Below are 22,879 nucleotides of genomic sequence, written 5' to 3'. Positions count from 1 at the left end.
CTTCACGCACTTTCATCTTTTTTAGCTTCCTCTGCCATCAAAGCAAAATCGTGCAGATTTTTCATCGCAAAATATCCACCTACTTTGAGCAAATCACCCGTGCAAGTGACAGGAATTCTCTCCTGATAAGCTTTCAGTGCTAAATTACAATCAATTTCTTCGATCTCAAGATAGATTTTCCGCAGCTTGTTCACCACAAACCCCATCATCACCACCTTAGCGATTTCCGCCCCATCTTCGCGATCGACTTTCACAACAAATCCCTGAATCTCAGTATTGTCTAACGAAGTAATTAAATCGCTTAAAATCTCTAATTGAGAACTATTTTCTGACACTTCCAGCGTCTTGATAGCATCTCCCATCCGAGCTGGATAATCCGCAAACTCCCTTGTCAAAGGTAGCCCGATATCAAACACATCTCCTGCATCATTTTTCTTCACCCAAATCGCTCCTTTATTGTCGTAAATTCGGCTGTGTTCGTGCCAGCCATTTTTTTGTAAATATGCTATAATTACATTCACATCTAAACTTTTGAAAACTTCCAAATCCCGTACTGTTACTTTCATGGGAAACCTCCTTTGCTAATACGCTGCATAATTGACTCAAGAGCCTGTGGAGTAAAGTGATTCCGGCGGGGCAATTCAACAGTAATGCGATTTATATTTCTAGTTTCAGGCATTCCCCTCAGCGATACCCAATAGGCACAATGTCTAAGCAACATTTCCTGTTCTGACTGTTGTATCCATTCCCCTATATTTTCCGGTACTAAAACGACAACCAGCAGGCGGGGAATAAAGGCAGTGACTCTCAAGTCGTTGTAATTTTTGACATTGAGCGGATATCGCACAGATTCAGCATCGAGTACATCTCTTGAAGTACATTTTAACTGCAATTCGAGGCGGTGCGGTTGCATTGGATCGCTGCCGATCGCCTTGATACAGAGATCCACGCTATCATAATCATTCTCAGGTTGATCTACAGAACAGCCGGCGACTGCCGCCACAGCACGGACATAAGCTTTGCTAAATAATTCTTTGCGTTGATTCAGTTCCATTTAAACACAATTCTCAAAAACGGGCGGCCACGATCGCACATTGGTGTCAACAAACACGTCAAACATAGTACCAGTCTTTTGTTGCTCCGATAGGCTTTCGATCCCCCCTAGCCCCCCTTAACAAGGGGGGGACAAGAGCATTCAAGCCCCTTTTAAAAAGGGGTGAAATGGATTTCAAAGTCCCCCTTCTTAAGGGGAATTTAGGGGGATCTAGACTGGAATGCAAACGAGTTTTCTCAAGGGTTTAGACTTAAGTTGACACTAATCGAGACACCGCCCCTACAGATTAATGACTACCCGCTCCAGCCGCCCGTTTAAAGGCCTCATCCAACACTTCCGAAAGCGTCGGGTGAGTGTGCACTCGGAATGCTAAAGTGTTCACAGAATCGCGCTGGGCGATCGCATTTGCCGCCTCCTGAATCAAATCCGCAGCGTGCAAACCGAAAATGTGAACTCCCAACAACTCCCCAGTATCTTTCCGGTAAATCACCTTAGCCATACCGTCGGTTTCACCTTCAGCAATAGCCTTAGAATTTCCCTTAAAATAACTCTTGACAGAACCGACCTCAAACCCTTCAGTTTTTCCTAACTCTTTGGCCGCAGGTTCAGTCATCCCCACATAGCTAATTTCTGGGTGAGTAAAAGCCGCCGCCGGGATACTCAAATAGTCAACTTCGCGGGCACGGCCACAAATATTTTCTACTGCGGCAATTCCCTGAGCAGACGCAGAATGCGCTAACATCATCTTGCCATTAACATCGCCGATCGCCCACAAATTTTGCACCGGTTCTCCCGCCGCCAAAACCTGCATCTTATCGTTAACTGGGATATAACCGCGCATGGTTTCCACCCCAACAGTTTCTAACCCCAAATTCTTGCTCACCGGAACTCGGCCAGTTGCTACCAAACAAGCATCTACTTCCAAAACTTCGACAACTTCCTTAGTTTTGAAATCAGCTAATTCAATAATCACCGGCGAACCCGGAGTAATCTTCTTCGCCAAAACACCTACTTTTGTTTCAATATCGCGGGGTGCAATTAAGACTCGTTCTGCCAACTTTGCAATATCCGGGTCAAAAGTCGGCATCAATTGATCTAGAGCTTCAATCATCGTAATTTCGCAGCCTAGGGCCGTGTAAATATCCGAAAACTCCAAACCGATATAACCGCTGCCAATAATTGCGATCCACTTCGGCAGCGATTCCAACCTGACAGCATCATCGCTGGTAAATACTGTTTTGCCGTCAATTTCTATCCCAGGGGGGACGAAGGGAACCGAACCGGGAGCGAGAATAATATCCTTGGCGGTAATAGTTTTCTCGCCTTTATCGGTTTCGACGGTAATTTTTTGAGCACTGGCAATTTTGCCCCAACCTTGGATGACATCGACGTTCAAACGTTTGAGGCTGTTAGTCAAGTCGCCGCGAAGTTTGCTAACAATAGTATTAGCGTGATTGGCGATCGCCCCGCGATCGAAATCCACACTCCCCAACTGAATGCCCAAAGTCTTCAGGTGGTGGGCATTCCGCAAATCTCGCACGCGCCCGGAAGCCGCCAAGAGCGCCTTCGAGGGAATGCAGCCGCGGTTGACGCAAGTCCCCCCCATGTCCCCTGCTTCGATAATTGCCACTTTCAGCCCGCAGCTAACCGCGTGTATGGCCGCGCCGTGTCCGCCCACGCCAGCGCCGATAATTGCTAAATCGTAATCAAATCCCTGAGTCACCTTAAAATCTCCTAATGCCTTTGAAATCTTAGGACTCAAGCAAAAAACACCGTATTTCCGTCCTTTCGAGCTGGCGCGTTCCCATCGCAACCCTTGAACAGCGGTAATAGTTGCATAAGTCCTGTCTCCTTATTCTCGACTAGACTAGGGTTAATTAGACAACGAAAGAGCCATAACTGAGATTTTTTCAGGGTCAAGGATTTTGAGCTGGGTCTGCACCAAGTCTCAAATCACTCAGTAGGCGGGTGTAGAGTTAAATATAGTTTGAAGGCTGACAATGCCCGCGGCAGGTTTTATATGGGGCAGCAAGTTCAGCCACAGGCATTCCCATCGCCCGGTTAAATTCTGTCCTCCTGCTTGTTTTAGTCGGTTTTCATGTCTAATATCTGCACGCGCCGGGGCGGACAGACTTTGTTGCCAAATTTTAGACCCTATGGAGTGGCTTATGACGGATGACGACGACCAGAAAGATTTACGCCGGGCCTCGGCTCAATCATTTTTTGAGTCCCTGGATGAATTGTTCGATTCTATAGAATCGAACAGCACTCAAGCTGCACAACCTAAATCTCCACCGCCTCCGGCTAAGCCTTCGAGTCAGTCTTCGAGTTTGCCGAAGAAGACTAGACCTGCGAAAATTAATTTGTCGGATTTTGAAGATGCGATCGCCGATTTGGAACAGTTTATCCAGAAAAAACACTCCAAACGCCCGGAATCCAATCAATAGGACGATGACACATTTTCAAGTAATGACTGTTGACTGTTGACAAGCGAATTTCAAAGGTGGTACCCGCCACGTGATTGATCCGTGGAATCAATCCAAAATCTAAAATCTAAAATCCTCAAGCCCCCGCATTTATCCGTGGGGTCGCCTCTAAAATCTAAAATCTAAAATCTAAAATCGATTGACTGTTGACTGTTGACTGTTGACAAGCGAAAAATTTTAGATTAATGTTTACCCTCCCAGATGAATCTGTGGAGTCAATTTTTAATGTCAAATTCGGTAGCATACGAATTATTCATCTCTCTGTTCTCTGACTCTGTGTTCTCTGTGTTCTCTGCGGTTTAATCATTCCAAATGCCACCGGAATTGATATCAATCTCAAATCTCAAATCGACGGGCTGTTAACGGTGCTTTCGGCTTAAGCTGCTTATGTCGCAGCCTACAAAACATTCACATTTGCGTGAGGATTGCTTTACAAGAATCAAGCCAGATCAATTATCTCAATTTACTATTAATAGCCTTATTGTTAGGCTTTGAGTGCTGCGGTAATTGCCTCGATCGCACTTCGATCGCCCGATCGCCGATCGCACTCAAAGGCCACTCCAATTCATCAATATCAATATCATTGCGGAACTTCACCGGAATATCAGCACCGTTAATAATAGCTCCCAACAGCCGCGGCCCAGATTTATGCGAATCCTCATCCTCAGATTCCAGCAACTGATCTGCAGCCTCAGACAACATACTAGACAAAGTGTAACCAGGCCGCGCCACCAAAATCATACCATCCGTGTACGGTTCCAGCGTCAGCGCGTCGTTGCACTCGCTCAAAGCCGGAGAATCCACAACCACAAAATCAAAGCGGTTGCGAACATCCTCAAACAATCTCCGCATTTCGCTTGATTCTAGTACGGCGGAGGCCTGTCGCAAAAAGCCGGGACTCGGCACGACGTATAGGTTCTCTACCTCTGGAACCAAAAGAACGCACTCGCTAATATTGCCGTAATAGTGCAAAGGTTCCACAGTCGCCAGAGGATCAGCAGAAATTTTCAAAGATTCAACGTTAGAAGGCGATCGCAAATCTGCTTCAATTAACAAAGTCCGTTTACCCGATCGAGCCGATGCAATTGCCAAATTGTAAGCACTAAAACTTTTCCCCTCCAAAGGCGCCGCCGAAGTCAGCAACACCACCTTCACCGGTTTGTTCCCGATCCGGCGCAAATTAGTACGCAACCGCTCGTAAAATTCCAAATAGGGAGAATTTGCCTCCAAGGCGAGTGGCATTATTTCATCGCCGTAAGAATCAAACACCGTCACTTCAGGCAAAACTCCCAGTATCGGCACTTCTTTTTCCACCAATGCCGCCCGCACTTCTTCCCAACTATAAAACTTGCCGTTGAGCATCCCCAACAAAAATATCAAGCCCCCGCCCAGCAGGAATCCCACAAAGCCGCCCACCGCCAGCATCACGGGCAAACCTCTCTTGTTTGACTCAACGTCATCAGTTTGGGGCAATTGGGCTATTCTCAAACTCCCCGTTGTCTCAACTACCGCCGCCTCAGCATCTACCAAAGCCGACTGCATCTTGTCGTAGAGAGCTTTTTTGAACCCCACTTGCTGGGCTAACCGCGCTTGTTCTAACTGCTTGTTGGGGATTGTCGCGTGTTCCCGACGCAATAGCTGTTCAGTTTTCTCGATTCCTTGGAGTTGCTGTTGCACCGTATCCCGCTGCGTTTGCAAAGCAATCAAAGTTTGAGCTAACTGCTGTCTGGCCGGATCTAAAGAAGAGTCTACCCGAATTCGATCAGCACTTCTGAGCGGGGCCGCCACCCCGTTACCGCCGAGTACCTCAGATTGCCTCTGCTGCAACTGCTGCTCAAAAGCTTGTTTTTGTTTGAGCAATTCTACAATTTTCGGGTGTTCCTCCTGCAAGTCGCTGCGGAGAATTTTGAGCTGAGATTCGATCGAAAACAATTGCACTCGCAGTTGGGCAATAATTGGATCGGCAGAGAGTGCTTGAGCGACGTAAGCTTGCTCCACATTCAATCCCAAGCGATCCTGCAAACTATTAATTTGAGCTTCAATTCCTCCCAACTGCACGCGGAGTTGCCGCTGCTGCTGTTGGCTGCTGGTAATCGCTAGCGGCAAAGCACCGCTCTGAGCTGCTAAAATTGAAGTTCCTTCTCGTTTTTCGTAGGCTTCAAGTTTTGCTTCCGTGTCTCTGAGTTCCTGCGTTACTTTCGGCAAACGCTTGTTAATTTGGGCGATCGTGTCACGCAGTCTAGAAGTATTAATACTTTTGCTGTGTTCCACCATTTCGTACATCAGCGTCTTTACTACCGCTTCTGCTTTTTGGCGATCGCCATTTTTGTACAATACTTGAATCAAAGCGCTGGGGTCATTATTCTTACTGGGCATCTTGATCTGCACGTCTTTTACCAGCTTGTCCGTCAAAACTTCTATTTCTGTTCCCTCTTCTTTTTGGCTGATTTTTTTTTCTGCTTTTATGAGTTTTTTTGCTGCTGGTTCAACCACCATTTTATTCAGCAGCATATCTTTAGTTATTTCTTGTCCTTCCTGTTGAATTTTAGTAGTAGTAGATGAAAAAATCACGCTCGGTCTGTCGTAGGCCAGCGTACCTATTGCAACGTAAACTGGCGCAGGCTTTGGCTGCAGGGCTACTACTCCCGACACGCCCACAGTCACCGCGAGAGTAGCCAGTCCCACCCACTTGTATTGGTCGAAAGCAATTAAATAACGTTTAACAACGGATAAAGTCATGACGATTTTAGATTTTAGATTTTAGATTTTAGATTGTTAACGATAACTAATGATTGCGGACTAATTCTACAAATCCCCCAAAAACCTTAGAACTTTCGGTCTGTGATTAAAACCCATATCGCATAAGTCATTCCCCATCTCAAATCGAAAATCGAAAATCAAAAATCGAAAATAGTATGACTACCTATCATTACGTGACGGGCCGAACAAATCTGTTACCCCATTTCTCAACTGCTCAAAGAACAGAATAAATCCCAAAGTATCGCGAAATGGTCGAGTAAAAGTGTTGAGTACATAACCAATGCGCTCTACCAAATTCCTACCAATCACAATCACATCATTATCTTCGAGCATCGGGTTCTGAGAAACATTGCCCTCCAAAGCAGCTTTAGCATCTATCGAACGGTTGATTGTTCTACCTTGCTTTTCGTCGAACCGAATCAGGGCTATTTTCCGCAAGTCAGCAAGATTAACAGGCAAGTTGTTGAGAGCATCCAAAAACCTGCTGCCATTTTCAACGTAGAACGAGGTCAAACCACCACTAGCGTAACTCAAAACTCGAACGTAGATCCTGGGCTTAATCAGAGTAGACCGCGCCACCAGAGCTTTATCGTAGTCTAGGTTTTTCGTACTAGCGTCCAATTCCGGGATGACAATCACATCTCCCGATGCCAAAGGAAAATCGAACAAATCGTTACCGTTTGCTAGGGGAGTGTAGAGGTCGATTGGTTCCTCCACCGAGGAGCCGTCCATCAGCGTCCGCCGCACTCGCACCTCCCGCAAATCGGCTTTTCCCGTGACTCCCCCCGCAAGCACCAAAGCAGCCGAAATTCGACCAGAACCCGCCGGAAGCGTGTAAAAACCAGGTTTGCTGACTTCTCCGGTGACAGTGATTTGGACGGGGACAGCAGCAGCAGCGAGGCTGTACCTGGATGCTAAATCTTGATCGGATTTGCGATCGGGCGTAACCTGTTTATACGGTACGACGATCGCATCTCCATCTTCCAAACGCAAATCCGGTGGAGCAATACCAGTTTGCAACGGTGTCAAAATATCAACAACTTGCTCCGCGACAGCACCGGAAGGCAGAGTCCGCCGCACCCGCACCCCCCGCAGTTGGGCCGTAGGAGTAGTCCCAGCAGCCGCCGCCAGAGCTGCAGGAAGCTGGGGGGTTTGCAGCGGATAAAAACCCGGTCTGGCCACCTCCCCCGTCACCGTCACCACTACGGGGCGCTGAACCAGCAAAGCAGCCGAGACTTGAGGATTTTTGATAAATTGGCCAAAGCGCTCCCGGAGGCGCTGCTGTGATTCTTCGACGGTAAGACCGCGCACATTTACTGTTCCGATTAGTGGCAGTACAATTACCCCTTCAGGGCTGATTGCACCTGTAAAACCTAGCTCAGGGAAGCGCTGAACTTGAACAGAAATCTGGTCTCCCGGGCCCAGGCGGTAGGGCCGATTCCGAAAAGCTGGGTTAATATCCCGGTTGAAATTAGCAGGCGGCGGTGGCGGTACAGGCAATGGCGGTGGCGCCACAAGTCGCTCGGAACCAGGAACAACAGATTGAGCTAAAGCCGTTTCCGAAAAATTTTTGCTATTAAAACCCCAGAATACAGCAGCAAAAGATAGAGTCCAAGCCGTTGAATGCAGGCCTGCCAAGGAAAGAGCGAGGCGATTTTTAATAGTGGATTTTCCCCGCATTTTCAGAGGATTTAAAAAAGTATTATTTTGAATAATGACCTGATTTGTAAGTTTCATTTAAATAGAGCGACGATAAAAAACAATAAGATATTTTAGGGGCGAGTTGAATCCGGATATTTACTAGGAAGCAGTTGATTTTGGCAAAAGCCGCCCACCCCCTAGGCCGATTTATTTGCACCTACCTGCTTACTGAAAGCGAAAAGTTTCTGTAATTAATTTAGCCTGGACACTTTCACCGAGAGATTCCAGCAATGGTTGAGCTATCTTAATGTCGCCCTGCGGTTGAATGGGAAGGATGATACTGACAGCAACCCAAGAGGCGCGGCGGTTCCACAGTCTAGCAATGCTGTCTTCCCAAAACCAGCGACTGGTTGCTGGAGAACCCCCGTTAGGCCAAGCGTACCACTGCACGACAGCAAAAGTTTGTTGGGGAGTCCAGCTTCGGAAAAACCTCGCCTCGACATTAGGCGGTGGCTGGCCGGGTATTGGTGCTAATTTAACTGTAAACCTCAAAGTGCGATGAGAATCGGTTTGCCACCGGTGAAATCCATCGATATCTAGCCATTCCACTTGGGGCTGATTTTTGGCGTAATTTTGAGGCAACAGCAATAAAAGGGCAATTGTTCGATCATTTTTAATTTCTTGAACTAACCATCTGTGAGCGCCAATTTGGACGTTATTCTGAACGGCTATAACCTGCCACCCAGGAATTTTTATCCCGTTTTGGCGCAAACTTCTTAATTGCTTGAGGTTGGCAAGGGTTGGCGGGTTTGTCCAAGGCCACCTTCCCGTCGCGTAGCCGGGAATTGCTACTGCCCCAACCAATACCAGCAAAAACACCAGTACCATAATTTTAGATAATTGATACCGCCGCAGTAGTTTCTGTGCTGAAATCATCTGTTTCATTAATTGCCAGACTGACTTGGGAAATACTTTTCCATCCCGTTGAGGACAAGTACCAATAACCCTAGTATACAAGCAGAATACAAATCTCCGCCCCATCCGGCGTGTAGCCAAGTAAAAAGCGCCTCTCTGTCGGTTCCGTGAAAGTAAGTTAGCAAAGTATTGCGAAAAATGTTGGAAGTGATGCTAATAATGGATGTACTCACTAAAAACAAAAGGCTTTTTTTTCGAGAGTTCCAAACTCCCGTCCAATCCAGCAGAATTAAGCTGACATAAAGACTGGTAAACAGCATTTTTAAGCCTGCACAGTGTGGAGCAACTTCTACAATGCGCTCGTTCACGTACAGATAAATTTCTTCCACTCTCACGTTGATACCAACCTTAATTAATATCCAGCCTGATGCTTCAGCAATGAATTGCTGCAACGGCAAGGCGTAGGGTTCTATGAGGTAAGGAATGTGGTTGGGCGAGGCCAGAAATACGAAGAAAAGCGGCATCGCCTGCAATTGTAAGCCGGGAATTCCTTTTAAAGATAAGCAAATGCTGGCCAGCATTACGGGCAGGGATAAATTTACTAAATCGCTCAAGCGACTCAGATAAAAAAGCGTGGCTAGTACCAGCAAAAAGCCTCCCAAAGGATGCGGTGAGTTGGGCAAGCTGCGCCAGCACTTTCGGTTCGTCCAAGCAATATAAGCTGCGTAGGGCAAACCAATTAGTCCGTGGCTGAAATATTCGTGTTCGAGGCTGATGCTTTTGTTCAACCAGCCGTCGTACCAATGTACTAGCAGGGGGGCGTACAGCAGCACTAGGAGCACCGTGATACTTTCTCCCAGGAGGTATCGCTTGAAAACAATGCGAATTTTGCGCTGGATGTGCATGGTTTGAGAAGTTTTAAGATTGCCGCGCTGGATTCGCAACGCTTTGGGGTTTTGAACTGTCAGTTAAAGATTTGTTAATTCGCCACAAAAACGCTTTGAGAACCGCACCCTACTGCTTGAAGCACCTGCAGCATTAGTTTGATGAACAATTAGCAATTCAATGATAGTACGATCGCCCGAACAACTTGCTCGATCTGAGTATTGCTCAATCCGGGATACATTGGCAATGATAAAATTTGTTGGCACAGGGTTTCTGCGTGGGGAAAGTCGCCCGGATTGCCTAAGTTTTGGTAGGCGGGTTGCAGGTGACAAGGTATGGGATAGTGTATACCTGTTTGAATGCCGTGTTGAGCGAGTTTTTCCTGAAGGGTGTTGCGGTCGATCCTCTTCGAGGGCTTCGCTAACGAGCTTTTCTCAGTAATTTGGATAACATAGAGGTGATAAATGTGACCGCTGCTGCTGTGGTTGGCGATCGGTACAATGCCTTTGTGTTTCAATGGTGCTAGTAAAGTATTGTAGTGTTGAGCAGCGTCGGTGCGATCGCGATTCCATTTTTCTAAGTAAGGCAATTTAACATTGAGCACGGCGGCTTGCAAATTGTCGAGGCGGCTGTTGCTGCCAATTTCTGTGTGCAAATATTTGCTGGGTGCTCCGTAATTGCGGAGAGTTCGCATTTTGTCTGCGAGCTCTGCATCGTTAGTAATTAACATCCCGCCGTCGCCAAAAGAACCGAGGTTTTTGCTGGGATAAAAGCTGAATGCTGCTGCTTTTCCAATGGAACCCGCGCGGTATCCTTCTCTGTGGGCTAAGTGCGCTTGGGCGGCATCTTCAAATATGATTAAATCGTGGCGCTTCGCAAAATCTAAAAGCTGCCGAGGCGATACCATTTGACCGTAGAGGTGTACGGGGATAATTGCTTTAGTTTTCGAGGTAACTGCTGTTTCGGCTGCTGTGAGGTCAATCAAGGCCGTTTCCGGGTCACAATCTACAAGAATAGGTATAGCTTTGGCTTCGAGGACGGCGATCGCGGTGGCGATAAAAGTGTTAGCGGGTATGATAATTTCGTCGCCCGGATTAATGCCGCAAGCTTGGAGTCCCAGAGCGATCGCATCTGTTCCGCAAGCCACTCCTACGCCGTATTTTACTCCTGAAGCTGCTGCAAATGCTGTTTCAAATTCGGCGAGTGCTTGACCTAAAATAAAATCTCCTTGCTCGATAATTTTTCCAATTGTTTCTGTTATTTGAGATTGGATTGGTTGGTGTTGCAGGGAGAGGTTGACAAATGGAACTTTTGGTGGGCGACTACTCATACATCAGAGGAATACGAATTATTTATATTAACATTTAGGTGCGGATATATTTTAATTTTTTTTACCGCAGAGGGCGCAGAGAGCGCAGAGGAAAAGAGGAAGAGAGGAGAAAGCATCGCGCACTTTTATGGAGTTGTCAATTAAATCAAGGTTTTTCTGTAATATAGAATCAGATAATTTTCCAGCAAGCGAAATCATGGAATACAAAAAACTCGGCGACAGCGATTTATCAGTATCTGAAATCTGTTTGGGTACGATGACTTATGGCCAGCAGAACACCGTTGCAGAAGCGGCCGAACAGCTCGATTTTGCGATCGATAGAGGAATCAACTTTATCGATACGGCGGAAATGTATCCTGTCCCTGGGAAGGCGGAAACTCAGGGGAAAACAGAGGAATATATCGGGGAATGGTTGGCGAAACAGCAGCGGGATAAGGTCATTATAGCGACTAAAGTGGCGGGCAGAAGCACTCGATTAAAGTGGATTCGGGAAGGGAAAAATCAGATCGATCGCCCAAATGTCGAAAAAGCCCTGAATGACAGCCTGAAGCGCTTGCAAACTGACTACATCGACCTGTATCAGATCCACTGGCCCGATCGCTACGTGCCCTTATTTGGTGCGCCGGATTACGACATCGCCCAAGAACACGAAACCGTACCGATTTTGGAACAGTTAGAGGTATTTGCTGACTTAATTAAAGCTGGAAAAATCCGCTATTTGGGTTTGAGTAACGAGACGCCTTGGGGAGTTTGCGAGTTTTGCACGTTGGCGGAAAAACACGGGTTGCCGAAAGTTGTTTCGATTCAGAATGCTTTCAGTTTGAGCAATCGGACTTTTCACCTAAATTTAGCAGAAACTTGCCGTTTTAAGAATGTGGGATTGATGGCTTACAGTCCTTTGGGATTTGGCTTGTTAACGGGTAAATACTTGAATGGAATTCCCGAAAATTCTAGGTTGGCTTTATTCGCTGGATTTGGTCAGCGTTACGATAAAACTAATCTGAATGATGCGGTGAAAGCGTATGTTGAGATTGCGGGGAAACATGGGATCAGTCCGGCGCAGATGGCTTTGGCGTATGTGCGATCGCGCTGGTTTGTAACTAGCACAATTATCGGTGCAACAAGCCTCGAACAGTTGGAGGAAAATATCGGTAGTTTGGAGGTGAATTTGGATAAGGATATCGTAGCGGAAATCAATGCGGTACACGCTAAGTATCCGAATCCGACACCGTAAGTTTATTAGGAGGTTGGGTTGAGGTAACAAACCCTACGTTTCACTTCGCCCAACTTACCACTTTTCTAATATCATGTATGTTGTCCAAATCAATAAAATAGAGAAGTGGCAGAAATTGTCGAACAGTTTATAATAGATTCAAGCAGAGAAGTTGGGAGCGGTTGTGAATGGACAGGTAGCGGAACCGAACCGCAGTGGAACAATTCTAAATCAATGAAAGCCTACGATCATATTGCTCGCCATCATGGGCCTAAACTGAAAGCCAACAGATTGATCGGAAGAGCAGCAAGCACTAACGATGACCAAGGACAATGGCTAAATGCGGAGGATTGGATCGTAGCCGAGCAATTAGTACCCAAATATCGAGGAGAATACATTATTGATTTTCATCGTCCTATAGGTAGAGTTTACCATCCCGATCTAAGGATAACTCAAAACGTCACTCGCGCTTTTATTCAAAGGGATTTTGATGGAACTCTCAATAGTGGTTATCCTATAGCTGAGGGTGTCAGTCTGCGACAATTAAATAGGAGTAGCAGCCATGAATAGCAGTCATAAATTTAATTTTCAACTAGCAGAACGTTTCTTAGAAGACTGGGCAGATCCTCCAGAAGATCCATTAGGGGAGCTTTCTGATTTTGAAATGGGATGGCGATGTTTCTGCTTTGAACACAACCATAAAGTTTTTATAGAAATAGGTGACGCTCAAAAAGAGGTATTTTTAGATCCCGATATTTGTATGATGATTGAAAGTAACTTTCCCAAAGAAATTGCTAAGCTATCACAAGGTCAAAAAATAGTAATAACTTTTTCTGAGAGTTGGTTTATTATTACGTTGCTACCTACGGACGCTCGCATTAGCTGTACTTTGAGCAAGTTTGGAACTTCCTGCTGGGAAAAGCATTTTGAGTTCGATCGCACTCACGTATTAGATGTACTCAGAGGTTTTCTTCAGGAAGTGATGCAGCTAGCTGTAGATAAGGGTTACATCACGCTGGAAGAGAAGGAGGAGTTTATTAGTCCGGGTTTGGCTAGCAGTACGGATGCTGTGGTGTTAAGTAAGTAGTTGGTTTTGGTGGTGTTTTGGGCGATCGGTCTTTTTGTGGTTAATGAATATTTTAACCTTGTTTAAAATCTAATCCCAGCGCTGGGATTAGGCGATCGCACTTTTTGTTGTCAATGAATATTTTAACCGCAGATGATGTACGGGTGTCCCGCCCGTACCACGGTTTAGCTTGTTTGCATTTTACTCTTCTTCTGAGTCCTCAACTTTAGACTCTTTGGCTTTCTGTCGAATCTGCTTGAGTTCTTCTTTTGGCTTCCAGTTGCTTTTGGGAGTTAGTCTGTACACGTCAGTACGTCCCCTACGCTGTTCTTTCAGTATTAAACCCGCATCACACAGAGTTTTTAGGGCATATTGGGCTTTTCTGACGCTCATATGACAGATTTCTGCTGTTTTCTTCAGTTTAGCAAAACACTCACCGTGGAGTTTTCCTCCTGTCCTGCGAACAACATGGGCATAGAGCCGGAACTCGTAGGGGTCTAGACCATACTCGTCCAGGTCTGAATGGACAAGCGGCAGGGGTGAGTCATTTTTGGGATTCTTATCCGTGGGCTGGGGGGGCTGTTTAGGCAAGTCATCTCCCAAAAAAATATTCTCGATTAGCAACTCATCCCAGTCTTCCCCGTCATCTTGGTGATTTTTTTCGATCGACATATGTTTTATGTGCATGAGCCTATGTGCATCAAGTGCATATGTTAACATATGCACTTGATGTCTAGGTAATATGCACTTGATGCGTAAGTCAGGTTATATATTTAGAAGGTTATTTTTTTAAGTATCTAAAAGGTATATCACTTACAAGGTAATAGACTTGCGGTCGTGCATTTATTTTTGCGACAGACTCCTGCACGTAATCTTGCCAATTCAGCTCAAAGGTGTTACAGTTTTAAAATAGAAAACAAAACGCCCTCAAACTGCCAGGTCGGAGGACGCTCTAATGTTTTCTATTTTTCGTAATATCGAATCCTAGAGTGGCTGCGCTCGTATGCATCAGGCCACTGTAAAGATTCTGCTCTTTTTTACAGACTTAGAACAATGATACCACAAAATCACGCGCGATCGCTACTCGAAAAGCTGCTCGCTCATCCTCATGGTTTGGAGATAGCCCGTATGGTTTATGGGTCGCACCCAAACAGTCAAGAGCTTACATCATCGGACATTCAGCGCGATCTGCAAAAACTTAAAGACAGAGTGACTACCTTAGAACGCTTACACTCTGAGGATGAGGATCGGAAAGATAAAAACCGTGGATGGGAGTATGAGTCAGATTCCTGGGATAACAATGGTTTATCAAAAGCCGACTCTTTGGAACGCGAATCAGCCCAAAGGCTAGGAATCTGGTAAAAAGTACGATCGCCCTTCCCATCCAAAAAATAGGAAAATGGTAAAAGGCGATCGCACTTCACCCTAAAATCTTTCTCAACTAAACCCATGAGTACAATTCGCTTACAACTAGCCGAATACTTGAAATGTCGAGGTTTCACCCCCGAAAACTTAGTCGAAGCAGTGGGCGAAACACTCAATCCTGAAACCGTATACCAACTGATCGAAAAAGCCGAAAACCTCAGCCACCTAGACTTATCCGTCCTAGCCGCCATTATAGATGGCTTGAGCAAACTCAATGGTTTTCCAGTTGGCATCGCAGAAGTGCTAATATTTTTTCCTGACATTTCCGAAGAAGAATTGGCAAAATCGCCTTGGCGCCAACTTTACCTCATCGATAATGAAATTCCCCCCTATGATTGGGGAGATGTAGACCCCCTCGAAGGCACAAAGCCTGTGCGTTTTATTCCGGGAGTTGGAATAGTAATTCTGGACAATGAAAGTGCAACGAATAGTAAAGAAGATATCCAGCCATTTACTAGAATTACCTGCGATTCAGAATTCATGGCGGGAAAACCTTGCATTCGCAACTTACCCATAACTGTTGAAACTATCATCTCAATGATGGCGTCTCACTATTCGACAGCAGAAATACGCCAAACTTATCCAGAACTTGAAGAAGCAGACTTTAAAGAAGTTATCGCCTATGCTAAATGGCGAATTCAAGAAACAAATCCGATCGACATTGGCAATAAAAAGGTAGAGAAAATTTGTGAGTCAGCTACCTAATTTTTTGCAGGTGAGGGCCGTGGTGCTAGTTAACTTCCCGGCTCAAATTCCCCCCGGTCGCGAACAGGAAAACACTCGACCTGCGGTAATTGTAGCTTTGCCAAATGTCACAGGGATAACGCGGTTTTCGTTGGTAATAGTCGTTCCCTTGACGACACAACAAGGAGATTGGGCGACACGAAACTCAACGCTATATCCGCAGCTTCAGGCTGGAATGGGAAACATACGCTATGACTCTACAGTGTTGCTGGATCAAATACGTGCTGTGGACATAAAGCGTGTTTTGGGCTACCGAGGAGACTTAACCGCAGAAGAGTATCAGCCGATCGCAAATGGACTAAAAGCGATGTTTGGCTTTTGAATTATCCCTTCATTACCTAGCAGTTTATCTTGCAGGTGTTTGGGGCGATCGCACTTTTTGCTGTTTTTCCTGCAAAAACTCCGCAAAATCACAGACTTCAGCCACTAACTCGTCAGGTAAATTATTTAAAACCGACAGTAAATGCTCTCGAATCCCCATCATTTCGTCGGCAGATTTTATTAATTGCAACTGATGCGGATAAACTGTTTCAACACCTATCGTTTCCATAAATGCGCCCGGTTCATCCTCAGTTGCAGGAACAAAATCCCCGCCAACTTCTGCTTTCACCCATCCCCCAAATAATTCTACTAAATAAGCTTCACCATTCTTGAAAACCTCAACAATTGCTCCGGCTGTTTCTGGCGGTGCAATCTCGCCATCAGCGAGGGCGACTGCTTCGGTTAAATTAACTGCATCGAATAATTGAAACTTGCTCATTGCTGTCTCCCAACCGTTTATTGCACAAATGCTGAATACGATCGCACTTTCCTACTCTAAATAGGAAGTCGCCGTACTCGATAACGATTATCTTCCACTGTCACAATCGCACCTGTTTCCAAATCTTCACCGCACTCTGACAAAACAGCCAGCAATCTAGCACTAACAAACACTGGAATAGTGGTTTGCAGTCTAAAAATAATCACACTTGGAAGAGATTGAGAACTGATAGCCAAAAGCTCGCCAAAATCCAGGTCAAAAGTTAAAACAATTCGTTGCTCTTGGCGTGCTTTTTCCAGGATCTCAGAATCGGGCAAACGCTCCAATCCTTGCTCATTTAAGTGTACAGCATTATATCCCTGCTGGCGCAGTGCAAGCACCGTTACAGGAGACACACCCATGTCTGCCAAAAATTTCATGCTGGAGTCCCGCTAAATGGACGAATTTGCTCGTTCGTCAAAAATGCCGCATACTGGAGACTAGCTTTAATATCCTCAGCTTCCAAATAAGGATAAGCTGCCAAAATTTCCTGTACACTCATCCCATTTGCTACTAAACTCACTACCAAAGAAACAGTAATTCGCATTCCTCGAATGCAAGCTCTTCCTCCCATAATTTTTGGATCGAAGGTAATGCGATCGAACATCATATCCTCCCACTCTTCCTTAATGTCCCAATAGCTTATCCCGCAAATGCTTAATCCGATCGCGCAATTTACCCGCCTCCTCAAACTCCAACTTCTTAGCCGCCGCCTTCATCTGCGCTTCCAACCGCCCGATCAACTGAGGAATCTCATCCAAAGATAACTCGTTTACCTGTTCGTAAACCTCCTCCAACTGCTGAGAATTCAGCTTGCGCGACACATCCAAAAATGCCAAAATCGCATTACTTGATCGCTTTTTCGCGATCGGCTGCGGCGTAATCCCGTGCATCTTATTGTACGCTAGCTGAATCCCCCGGCGTCGATCCGTTTCGTCGATCGCCTTAACCATACTATCCGTCAAATTATCCGCGTACAAAATAGCCTGTCCCTGAACGTGCCGCGCCGCCCTTCCAATCGTTTGAATCAACGAACGTCCCGATCGCAAAAACCCCTCTTTATCCGCATCCAAAATTACCACCAGCGAGACTTCCGGCAAATCCAAACCTTCGCGCAGCAAGTTAACACCAATCAATACATCAAACTTACCATCCTGCAAATCTTGGATAATTTCGATGCGTTGAATCGACTGAATTTCCGAGTGCAAATACCGCACTCTAATTCCCCTTTCCTGCAAATATTCTGTTAAATCTTCCGCCATCCGCTTGGTTAAAGTCGTCACCAAAACTCGCTCGTCCCGACTTACTCTCTCCTTAATTTCCCCCAACAAATCATCAATTTGTCCTTCCGTCGGGCGCACGAAAATAGTCGGATCTATTACTCCGGTAGGGCGAATTACTTGCTCTGCAACTCTGCCTTCAGATATCTCCATTTCCCAATCCCCAGGCGTAGCAGAAACAAAGATGCACTGATTCTCTTTTGCCCAGAATTCCTCTGCTTTTAAAGGGCGGTTATCTGCCGCGCTGGGCAAGCGAAAACCGTGTTCGATCAATACTTTTTTGCGCGCTTGGTCGCCGTTGTACATCCCCCGAATTTGCGGCACTGTGACGTGAGATTCATCTATCACCAACATCCAATCTTTCGGGAAATAATCAATCAAACATTCCGGCGGTTCCCCCGCATTTCTCCCTGCTAAATGCCGCGAATAATTCTCGACTCCGTTGCAGTAACCTACCTCGCGCAGCATTTCCAAATCGTAGCGCGTGCGCTGTTCCAACCGCTGAGCTTCTAATAGTTTACCCTCTTTTTCAAATTCTGCCAGTCGGTCTTCTAATTCGAGCTCTATTCCTTGGCAAGCTGCCTCTAATTTATCTTCTGCCGTGACAAAGTGGCGCGCTGGATAGATATTTAAAGCCGTTGAACTTTGCAGAATTTTACCTGTTACGGGGTCAACGTAGCGAATAGCATCGATTTCATCCCCGAAGAATTCAACGCGAATAATTCTATCTTCGTAAGCGGGGCCTATTTCCAAAACATCGCCTTTGACGCGAAATTTGCCTCTGCCTAAATCTATATCGTTGCGGCTGTATTGGACGTTTACTAAATCTCGCAAAACTTGCCGCTGGTTGACTTCCATTCCTACTCGCAAAGGAATAGCAGCTTTCAGGTATTCTGCCGGCATTCCCAAACCGTAGATGCAGCTAATTGAAGCAACTACAATCACGTCGCGGCGTTCAAAGAGCGAGCGCGTGGCGGAGTGCCGCAGCATATCTATCTCGTCGTTAATTGCTGCCGTTTTCTCAATGAAAGTATCGGTGACGGCGATGTATGCTTCAGGTTGGTAGTAGTCGTAATAACTGACAAAGTATTCGACTGCATTGTTCGGGAAAAAATTTCGCAGTTCGTTGCACAGTTGAGCTGCCAGGGTTTTGTTGTGTGCTAGAACTAAGGTGGGTCTGCCGATTTTTTCAATCACCGAGGCAATGGAGAAGGTTTTGCCCGTACCTGTGGCACCGAGTAAGGTTTGAAATCGATCCCCGGCTTCGATGCCTTTGACGAGTTGGGCGATCGCTAGCGGTTGGTCGCCTGTGGGCTGGAAGGGCGCTTGCAATTGAAAAGATGCTGCCGCAGTTACCATAGGAAAATGTAGCTATTACCCATAAATCTTAACAAAAATGCAGAGATTCTGCAATTTCGTTAAAAAAATAGTTAGACTTTGTAATATTATTTTAATCATCGGCCGAAATAGCAAGCAGAAAGCCAAGTAAAGCAGTTGTCCGAACCCAGCAATCAACAGCAATAAGCGAGGAAAAGAATTATGGATACGCGCAGCACAGGTACAGGCAAAGGCAAAGCGATCGCCCGCCGCGGCAAAGGCAGTTCCAAAAGCCAAGCGACAGAACCCACGGATGCCAAAGCAACAGGAATTCAACTTTATCGGCCTCAACTCATGCATGACAACCGCCCCGTCGGCCCTGACGATTTTACCATCAGCGAGACCGTCTCGATATCGGGGAACCGCCCGATCGGCACTAGCACCCTGCACCTCAGCGAAACCTACGGCATTGTAGGCAATCGCCCAGTCGAATCCAGCGACTTTGAAGTGGTTGCTACACTCGGCAATCGCCCGATCGGTTCCAGCGCCATGCAAGTCAGTGAAATGTTCAGTATGTCCGGTGCCCGCCCTATTGGCATGAGCACTCTTCACATTGATGAAGTTTACTCCACAATGGGAGGAAACCGCCCTATTGCCTCAAACGAAATTGACGATAGCTCGACATTAATGGGCTTCTTAGATTAAATTGACAGTTGACTGTTGTCAGTTGACCGTTGACCGTTGTCAGTTGACCGTTGTCAGTTGACCGTTGTCAGTTGACCGTTGACTGTTAGCAGTAGTTATTAGTTGTAATAGCAGTTCTAAAGTAAGTGAAGTACGCCACTACCAATTACCAATTACTAATTACCAGACGTACCTCATTAAACCAAGCAGTGCTATGCTTATTGCTTATTAGTAGCAGCTAACAAATAAGCAATAACAACAGTCAACAGTCAACCGTCAACCGTCAACCGTCAACTAACTACTTCCCCAGACTCTGATATTTACTCAATAAAGCAGCAAAGCGCTTGTAATCCACAGGCTTCCTCAAATACTCCGCCGCTCCCAATTCCAAACCCTGATTTTTGTCGTCCAAAAAAGTGATCATAATAACCGGAATCTCAACCAAATCTTGATCGGCTTTCAATGCCGACAGCACCGCCCAGCCGTCCATACTCGGCATCATCACGTCCAGAATTATCGCGTCCGGCAGCAACTCCTTAGCCAACAGAAGCCCCCCTTGACCGCTAGCCGACGATCGCACCCGAAATCCCTCTTTCGACAAGCAGCGAGTCATCAAATCCCGCGCGTCTGGATCGTCGTCAATCACCAGCACAGTAGCAGCATCCGGCAGATCCAGCGGTTGCGATCGCACTGCTTTTTGCTTCGCTTGAGTCGCCGCTGCACTCGTGTCTAACTCCTCGGAATACTCTGCCTGAATTTCTTGGATTTCTCGATCGTCCTGCGCTTCTTTCGGGCTTGCAACCGCAATCGGCAACCGGATCGTAAAACTAGAACCGCCATCAAACTCGCTCTCAACCGTAATGTCCCCACCCATCATCTGGCAAAACTTCCGGCTAATTGTCAGCCCCAAACCGGTGCCGCCGTATTTTCGGGTAGTAGAATCGTCCGCTTGAGCGAAAGCTCCGAACAGCCTCGACACCTGATCCTCAGTCATGCCGATGCCGGTATCGGTTACTTGAAAGACGATCGAAGGCTGTTGACGCCGAGAACGATCTGCCGAGAGTTCTTCGGAATAATTGCCCATCGGCAAAACCTCCCCTTCTTCCTTCCAAACATTAATCGTAATTTTGCCTTGTTCGGTAAACTTAGCAGCATTGCTCGCCAAATTTAACAGCGCTTGTCGCAGCTTCCCCGAATCAGCGTATATCGTGCCAATATTGCGATCGCACTTGACGATCAAAGTGTTGCCATTTTTCGCTAGCATGGGTTGAACAGTAGTGACAACCTGCTCGATCAAATCCAACACCTCAAAAGTCTCCAAGAAAAGAGTCACCTTCCCTGCTTCAATTTTAGAAATATCCAGGATGTCACTAATAATGTTGAGCAACTGCTTGCCTGCCATATTAATGCTTGCCAAATCCATGACAAACTCTTCTTCGCCGAGTTCCAGAGCCTCTTCTTGCAGCAGCTCGCTGTAGCCGATAATCGCATTCAAGGGCGTCCGCAACTCGTGAGTCATATTTGCCAAAAAAGTGCTTTTCGCCCGGTTGGCAGCTTCCGCAGCATTCTTAGCGACTTCCAATTCCTCCGATCGTTCCTCTAGCTGCCGCTGCCGCACCTCCAAACCGTTGAGCAAACTGCTAATTTGCTGAGCCATTGTATTGAGAGTAGAAGATAGCACCCCGATCGCGTCATTACAAACCACAGGCGATCGAGCCGTCAAATCACCGCTCGCCATCTGTTCGGCAGTTTCCCGCAGCAAGCCGAGATTCCGAATAATTGCCGACACCGACACAAAAGCCACTATCCCCGCGATCAAACTCAAACCCAAAGCTGCCAGCAGCCAGTGCTGAGTGCGGCTCGCCACCAAGAGACTTTGCTGCACCAGCACCGCCATTGCTGCCTCAGAAACCCCCGCCGCCGGAGCTGAGGCAGCCTCTATTGCCAGCAAATAGTTCTTCATATCCACAGAACCCATCCACCCGACTCCCACCGCCATCCAAGTTATCAGTACCAAGATCACAAACAGCCCGATCAAAGACGCCCGAGTTCCCAGAGAAATCCCCCTCGTAGCAAGTGCCGCCGCCCAAGGATAGCCCTTGAGAAAAGGATCTGGCTGCACCGGTGCGCCGGAATTCCAAATCTCCTCAATTTGACCGTCCACCCTCACCTTGCCAATCCGCACTGTTTTCCAGATATGCTGAGTTTGGGCATCTATTTTTACCTTGCCCGAAGGCGCTGCAAACTCAATATTTTTAGCAGCCGCCCTGACTTTAACCACATTTGTCGAACCAGCTTTTTCTACTGCTTGCTTCCACAGGTAAACGCCCAAATAAGCAGCTTCGATCGGGTCATCCGTGACTCGATTTTCCCCGTATCGGGCTTTATAAGCCTTAACAAATTTACGATTTTCCGGTGTATCCACCGTTTGAAAATAGTTCCAAACCACCAAATGTCCGGCAATATTGGACGGGCCGATCGCCCGCACTTCCTCTTCTGCTACGCTGACCGACATCACCGGCAAATCATCGGGTTTCAAGCCAGCTTCCCGCAACTTTTGGAAAAAAGCCACATTGCTGTCGCCGTTGAGAGTGTTGAGAATAGCATCTGGTTTCACTGCTAAGATATGTGCGATCGCCTCGCCCACTTCCCTCGAACCCAGCGGCAGATAAACTTCCCCCGCCAAATCTCCCCCCAGTGCCGCCAGTTGAGCTTTCACAATCAGATTTGCCGTGCGGGGAAAGATATAATCCGAACCCAACAGGAAAATTTTCCGCTTCCCCTGTGCCAGCAAGTAATTCACCCCAGGCACAATCTGTTGGTTCGGGGCAGCACCAGTGTAGAAAATATTCGGACACTGTTCTAGCCCCTCATACTGCACCGGATAGAACAGCAACCCACTGCCGTGCTCGAAAGCCGGCTGTACAGCTTTGCGGCTCGCCGAAGTCCAACAGCCAAATACCACCGCCACCTGCGCTTCTAGGAGCAATTGCTTAGCTTTTTGAGCAAAAGTTTGCAAATCGCTGGCTCCATCTTCTATAACCGCTTCCAAGGGGCGTCCGAGCACCCCTCCCGCCGCATTAATTTCCTCAACAGCCAACAGCGTCGCATCTTTAACTGAAATTTCGCTGATGGACATCGTGCCCGTCAGGGAATGCAAAACGCCTATTTTGATCGGCTCACGAGTCGGGCCGGCTGCTTCGAGAGGGTTACTGCTCCTTGCTCCCATAGGGTTTTAGATAATTTTTACTAATAACAGAAATTTTAGTTCGATCCTGCT

22 protein-coding genes are annotated in these 22,879 nt (G+C 46.7%); 8 read left to right on the top strand and 14 right to left on the bottom strand.

Annotated features, from left to right (window positions below; all coding sequences use genetic code 11):
- Window positions 1-2: 2 nt before the first annotated feature.
- The 3 genes from QUA00_RS10465 to lpdA form a co-directional block, all read right to left on the bottom strand.
- Window positions 3-566, bottom strand: coding sequence for a hypothetical protein (locus QUA00_RS10465; protein ID WP_333409554.1), 564 nt, complete (start codon window positions 564-566; stop codon window positions 3-5).
- Window positions 563-1,054, bottom strand: a complete 492-nt coding sequence (locus QUA00_RS10460; RefSeq protein WP_333336552.1) for a DUF4365 domain-containing protein — start codon at window positions 1,052-1,054, stop codon at window positions 563-565. The genes QUA00_RS10465 and QUA00_RS10460 overlap by 4 nt, the downstream gene beginning before the upstream one ends.
- A 286-nt stretch (window positions 1,055-1,340) precedes the next feature.
- Window positions 1,341-2,777: a dihydrolipoyl dehydrogenase gene (gene lpdA / locus QUA00_RS10455; protein ID WP_333149810.1), complete on the bottom strand. Its 1,437-nt coding sequence runs from the start codon at window positions 2,775-2,777 to the stop codon at window positions 1,341-1,343.
- Between the two features lie 445 nt (window positions 2,778-3,222).
- On the opposite strand from lpdA, the gene QUA00_RS10450 reads away from it, so the two are divergent.
- Window positions 3,223-3,501 (top strand): hypothetical protein, encoded by a 279-nt coding sequence (locus QUA00_RS10450; protein ID WP_333291133.1) that lies wholly within the window; start codon window positions 3,223-3,225, stop codon window positions 3,499-3,501.
- Window positions 3,502-3,993: 492 nt separating this feature from the next.
- Here the strand turns inward: QUA00_RS10450 and QUA00_RS10445 are convergent, their stop codons facing one another.
- The 5 genes from QUA00_RS10445 to QUA00_RS10425 form a co-directional block, all read right to left on the bottom strand.
- Complete coding sequence (locus QUA00_RS10445) at window positions 3,994-6,279, bottom strand: AAA family ATPase (protein WP_333409553.1); 2,286 nt, start codon at window positions 6,277-6,279, stop codon at window positions 3,994-3,996.
- Between the two features lie 180 nt (window positions 6,280-6,459).
- Window positions 6,460-8,037, bottom strand: coding sequence for a polysaccharide biosynthesis/export family protein (locus QUA00_RS10440; protein WP_333409552.1), 1,578 nt, complete (start codon window positions 8,035-8,037; stop codon window positions 6,460-6,462).
- Between the two features lie 129 nt (window positions 8,038-8,166).
- Window positions 8,167-8,886 carry a cyanoexosortase B system-associated protein gene (locus QUA00_RS10435; RefSeq protein ID WP_333409551.1) on the bottom strand — a complete coding sequence of 240 codons (720 nt, stop codon included), beginning with the start codon at window positions 8,884-8,886 and terminating at the stop codon, window positions 8,167-8,169.
- Window positions 8,886-9,761, bottom strand: a complete 876-nt coding sequence (gene crtB / locus QUA00_RS10430; RefSeq protein ID WP_333409561.1) for a cyanoexosortase B — start codon at window positions 9,759-9,761, stop codon at window positions 8,886-8,888. The genes QUA00_RS10435 and crtB overlap by 1 nt, the downstream gene beginning before the upstream one ends.
- A 149-nt stretch (window positions 9,762-9,910) precedes the next feature.
- Window positions 9,911-11,071, bottom strand: a complete 1,161-nt coding sequence (locus tag QUA00_RS10425; RefSeq protein WP_333409550.1) for a DegT/DnrJ/EryC1/StrS family aminotransferase — start codon at window positions 11,069-11,071, stop codon at window positions 9,911-9,913.
- Window positions 11,072-11,267: 196 nt separating this feature from the next.
- Here QUA00_RS10425 and QUA00_RS10420 point away from each other — a divergent pair, with 196 nt between their 5' ends.
- The 3 genes from QUA00_RS10420 to QUA00_RS10410 all read left to right on the top strand — a co-directional run bounded on the left by QUA00_RS10420 (window position 11,268) and on the right by QUA00_RS10410 (window position 13,371).
- Window positions 11,268-12,305 (top strand): NADP(H)-dependent aldo-keto reductase, encoded by a 1,038-nt coding sequence (locus tag QUA00_RS10420; RefSeq protein WP_333409549.1) that lies wholly within the window; start codon window positions 11,268-11,270, stop codon window positions 12,303-12,305.
- A gap of 105 nt (window positions 12,306-12,410) precedes the next feature.
- On the top strand, window positions 12,411-12,854 hold the full coding sequence (locus tag QUA00_RS10415) for a hypothetical protein (RefSeq protein WP_333141548.1): 444 nt from the start codon (window positions 12,411-12,413) through the stop codon (window positions 12,852-12,854).
- Window positions 12,847-13,371: a hypothetical protein gene (locus tag QUA00_RS10410; protein ID WP_333409548.1), complete on the top strand. Its 525-nt coding sequence runs from the start codon at window positions 12,847-12,849 to the stop codon at window positions 13,369-13,371. Before QUA00_RS10415 ends, QUA00_RS10410 begins: the two co-directional genes overlap by 8 nt.
- Window positions 13,372-13,551: 180 nt before the next feature.
- On the opposite strand, the gene QUA00_RS10405 is transcribed toward QUA00_RS10410, so the two are convergent.
- On the bottom strand, window positions 13,552-14,037 hold the full coding sequence (locus QUA00_RS10405) for a helix-turn-helix domain-containing protein (protein ID WP_333409547.1): 486 nt from the start codon (window positions 14,035-14,037) through the stop codon (window positions 13,552-13,554).
- A 366-nt stretch (window positions 14,038-14,403) separates the two neighbouring features.
- Between QUA00_RS10405 and QUA00_RS10400 the strand changes: the two genes are divergently transcribed.
- The 3 genes from QUA00_RS10400 (at window position 14,404) to QUA00_RS10390 (ending at window position 15,841) form a co-directional block, all read left to right on the top strand.
- The gene (locus QUA00_RS10400; RefSeq protein WP_333409546.1) at window positions 14,404-14,712 is read left to right on the top strand and encodes a hypothetical protein; all 309 of its coding nucleotides are present in this window, start codon (window positions 14,404-14,406) and stop codon (window positions 14,710-14,712) included.
- A gap of 87 nt (window positions 14,713-14,799) precedes the next feature.
- Window positions 14,800-15,480, top strand: coding sequence for a DUF433 domain-containing protein (locus QUA00_RS10395; protein ID WP_333409545.1), 681 nt, complete (start codon window positions 14,800-14,802; stop codon window positions 15,478-15,480).
- Window positions 15,464-15,841 (top strand): type II toxin-antitoxin system PemK/MazF family toxin, encoded by a 378-nt coding sequence (locus QUA00_RS10390; protein WP_333214479.1) that lies wholly within the window; start codon window positions 15,464-15,466, stop codon window positions 15,839-15,841. The genes QUA00_RS10395 and QUA00_RS10390 overlap by 17 nt, the downstream gene beginning before the upstream one ends.
- Window positions 15,842-15,865: 24 nt before the next feature.
- Here the strand turns inward: QUA00_RS10390 and QUA00_RS10385 are convergent, their stop codons facing one another.
- The 4 genes from QUA00_RS10385 to uvrB are packed head-to-tail and all read right to left on the bottom strand — an operon-like array spanning window position 15,866 to window position 18,957.
- Complete coding sequence (locus tag QUA00_RS10385; protein WP_333409544.1) at window positions 15,866-16,279, bottom strand: DUF2281 domain-containing protein; 414 nt, start codon at window positions 16,277-16,279, stop codon at window positions 15,866-15,868.
- A gap of 56 nt (window positions 16,280-16,335) precedes the next feature.
- Window positions 16,336-16,698: a DUF5615 family PIN-like protein gene (locus tag QUA00_RS10380; RefSeq protein WP_333141537.1), complete on the bottom strand. Its 363-nt coding sequence runs from the start codon at window positions 16,696-16,698 to the stop codon at window positions 16,336-16,338.
- Complete coding sequence (locus QUA00_RS10375; protein ID WP_445305732.1) at window positions 16,695-16,928, bottom strand: DUF433 domain-containing protein; 234 nt, start codon at window positions 16,926-16,928, stop codon at window positions 16,695-16,697. The genes QUA00_RS10380 and QUA00_RS10375 overlap by 4 nt, the downstream gene beginning before the upstream one ends.
- 16 nt (window positions 16,929-16,944) lie before the next feature.
- Complete coding sequence (gene uvrB, locus QUA00_RS10370) at window positions 16,945-18,957, bottom strand: excinuclease ABC subunit UvrB (protein ID WP_333306602.1); 2,013 nt, start codon at window positions 18,955-18,957, stop codon at window positions 16,945-16,947.
- Between the two features lie 180 nt (window positions 18,958-19,137).
- Between uvrB and QUA00_RS10365 the strand changes: the two genes are divergently transcribed.
- Window positions 19,138-19,620 carry a hypothetical protein gene (locus QUA00_RS10365; protein WP_333409543.1) on the top strand — a complete coding sequence of 161 codons (483 nt, stop codon included), beginning with the start codon at window positions 19,138-19,140 and terminating at the stop codon, window positions 19,618-19,620.
- A gap of 277 nt (window positions 19,621-19,897) precedes the next feature.
- Here QUA00_RS10365 and urtA read toward each other — a convergent pair whose 3' ends face one another.
- Window positions 19,898-22,828, bottom strand: coding sequence for an urea ABC transporter substrate-binding protein (gene urtA / locus QUA00_RS10360; RefSeq protein WP_333409542.1), 2,931 nt, complete (start codon window positions 22,826-22,828; stop codon window positions 19,898-19,900).
- Window positions 22,829-22,879: the final 51 nt, after the last annotated feature.

The organism is Microcoleus sp. T2B6 (genome assembly GCF_036700475.1).
In the GTDB taxonomy this organism is placed as follows: Bacteria; Cyanobacteriota; Cyanobacteriia; order Cyanobacteriales; family Microcoleaceae; genus Microcoleus.
The sequence above is the reverse complement of the archived record's forward strand: the minus strand, read 5'-3'. Positions and strand labels throughout refer to the sequence as shown.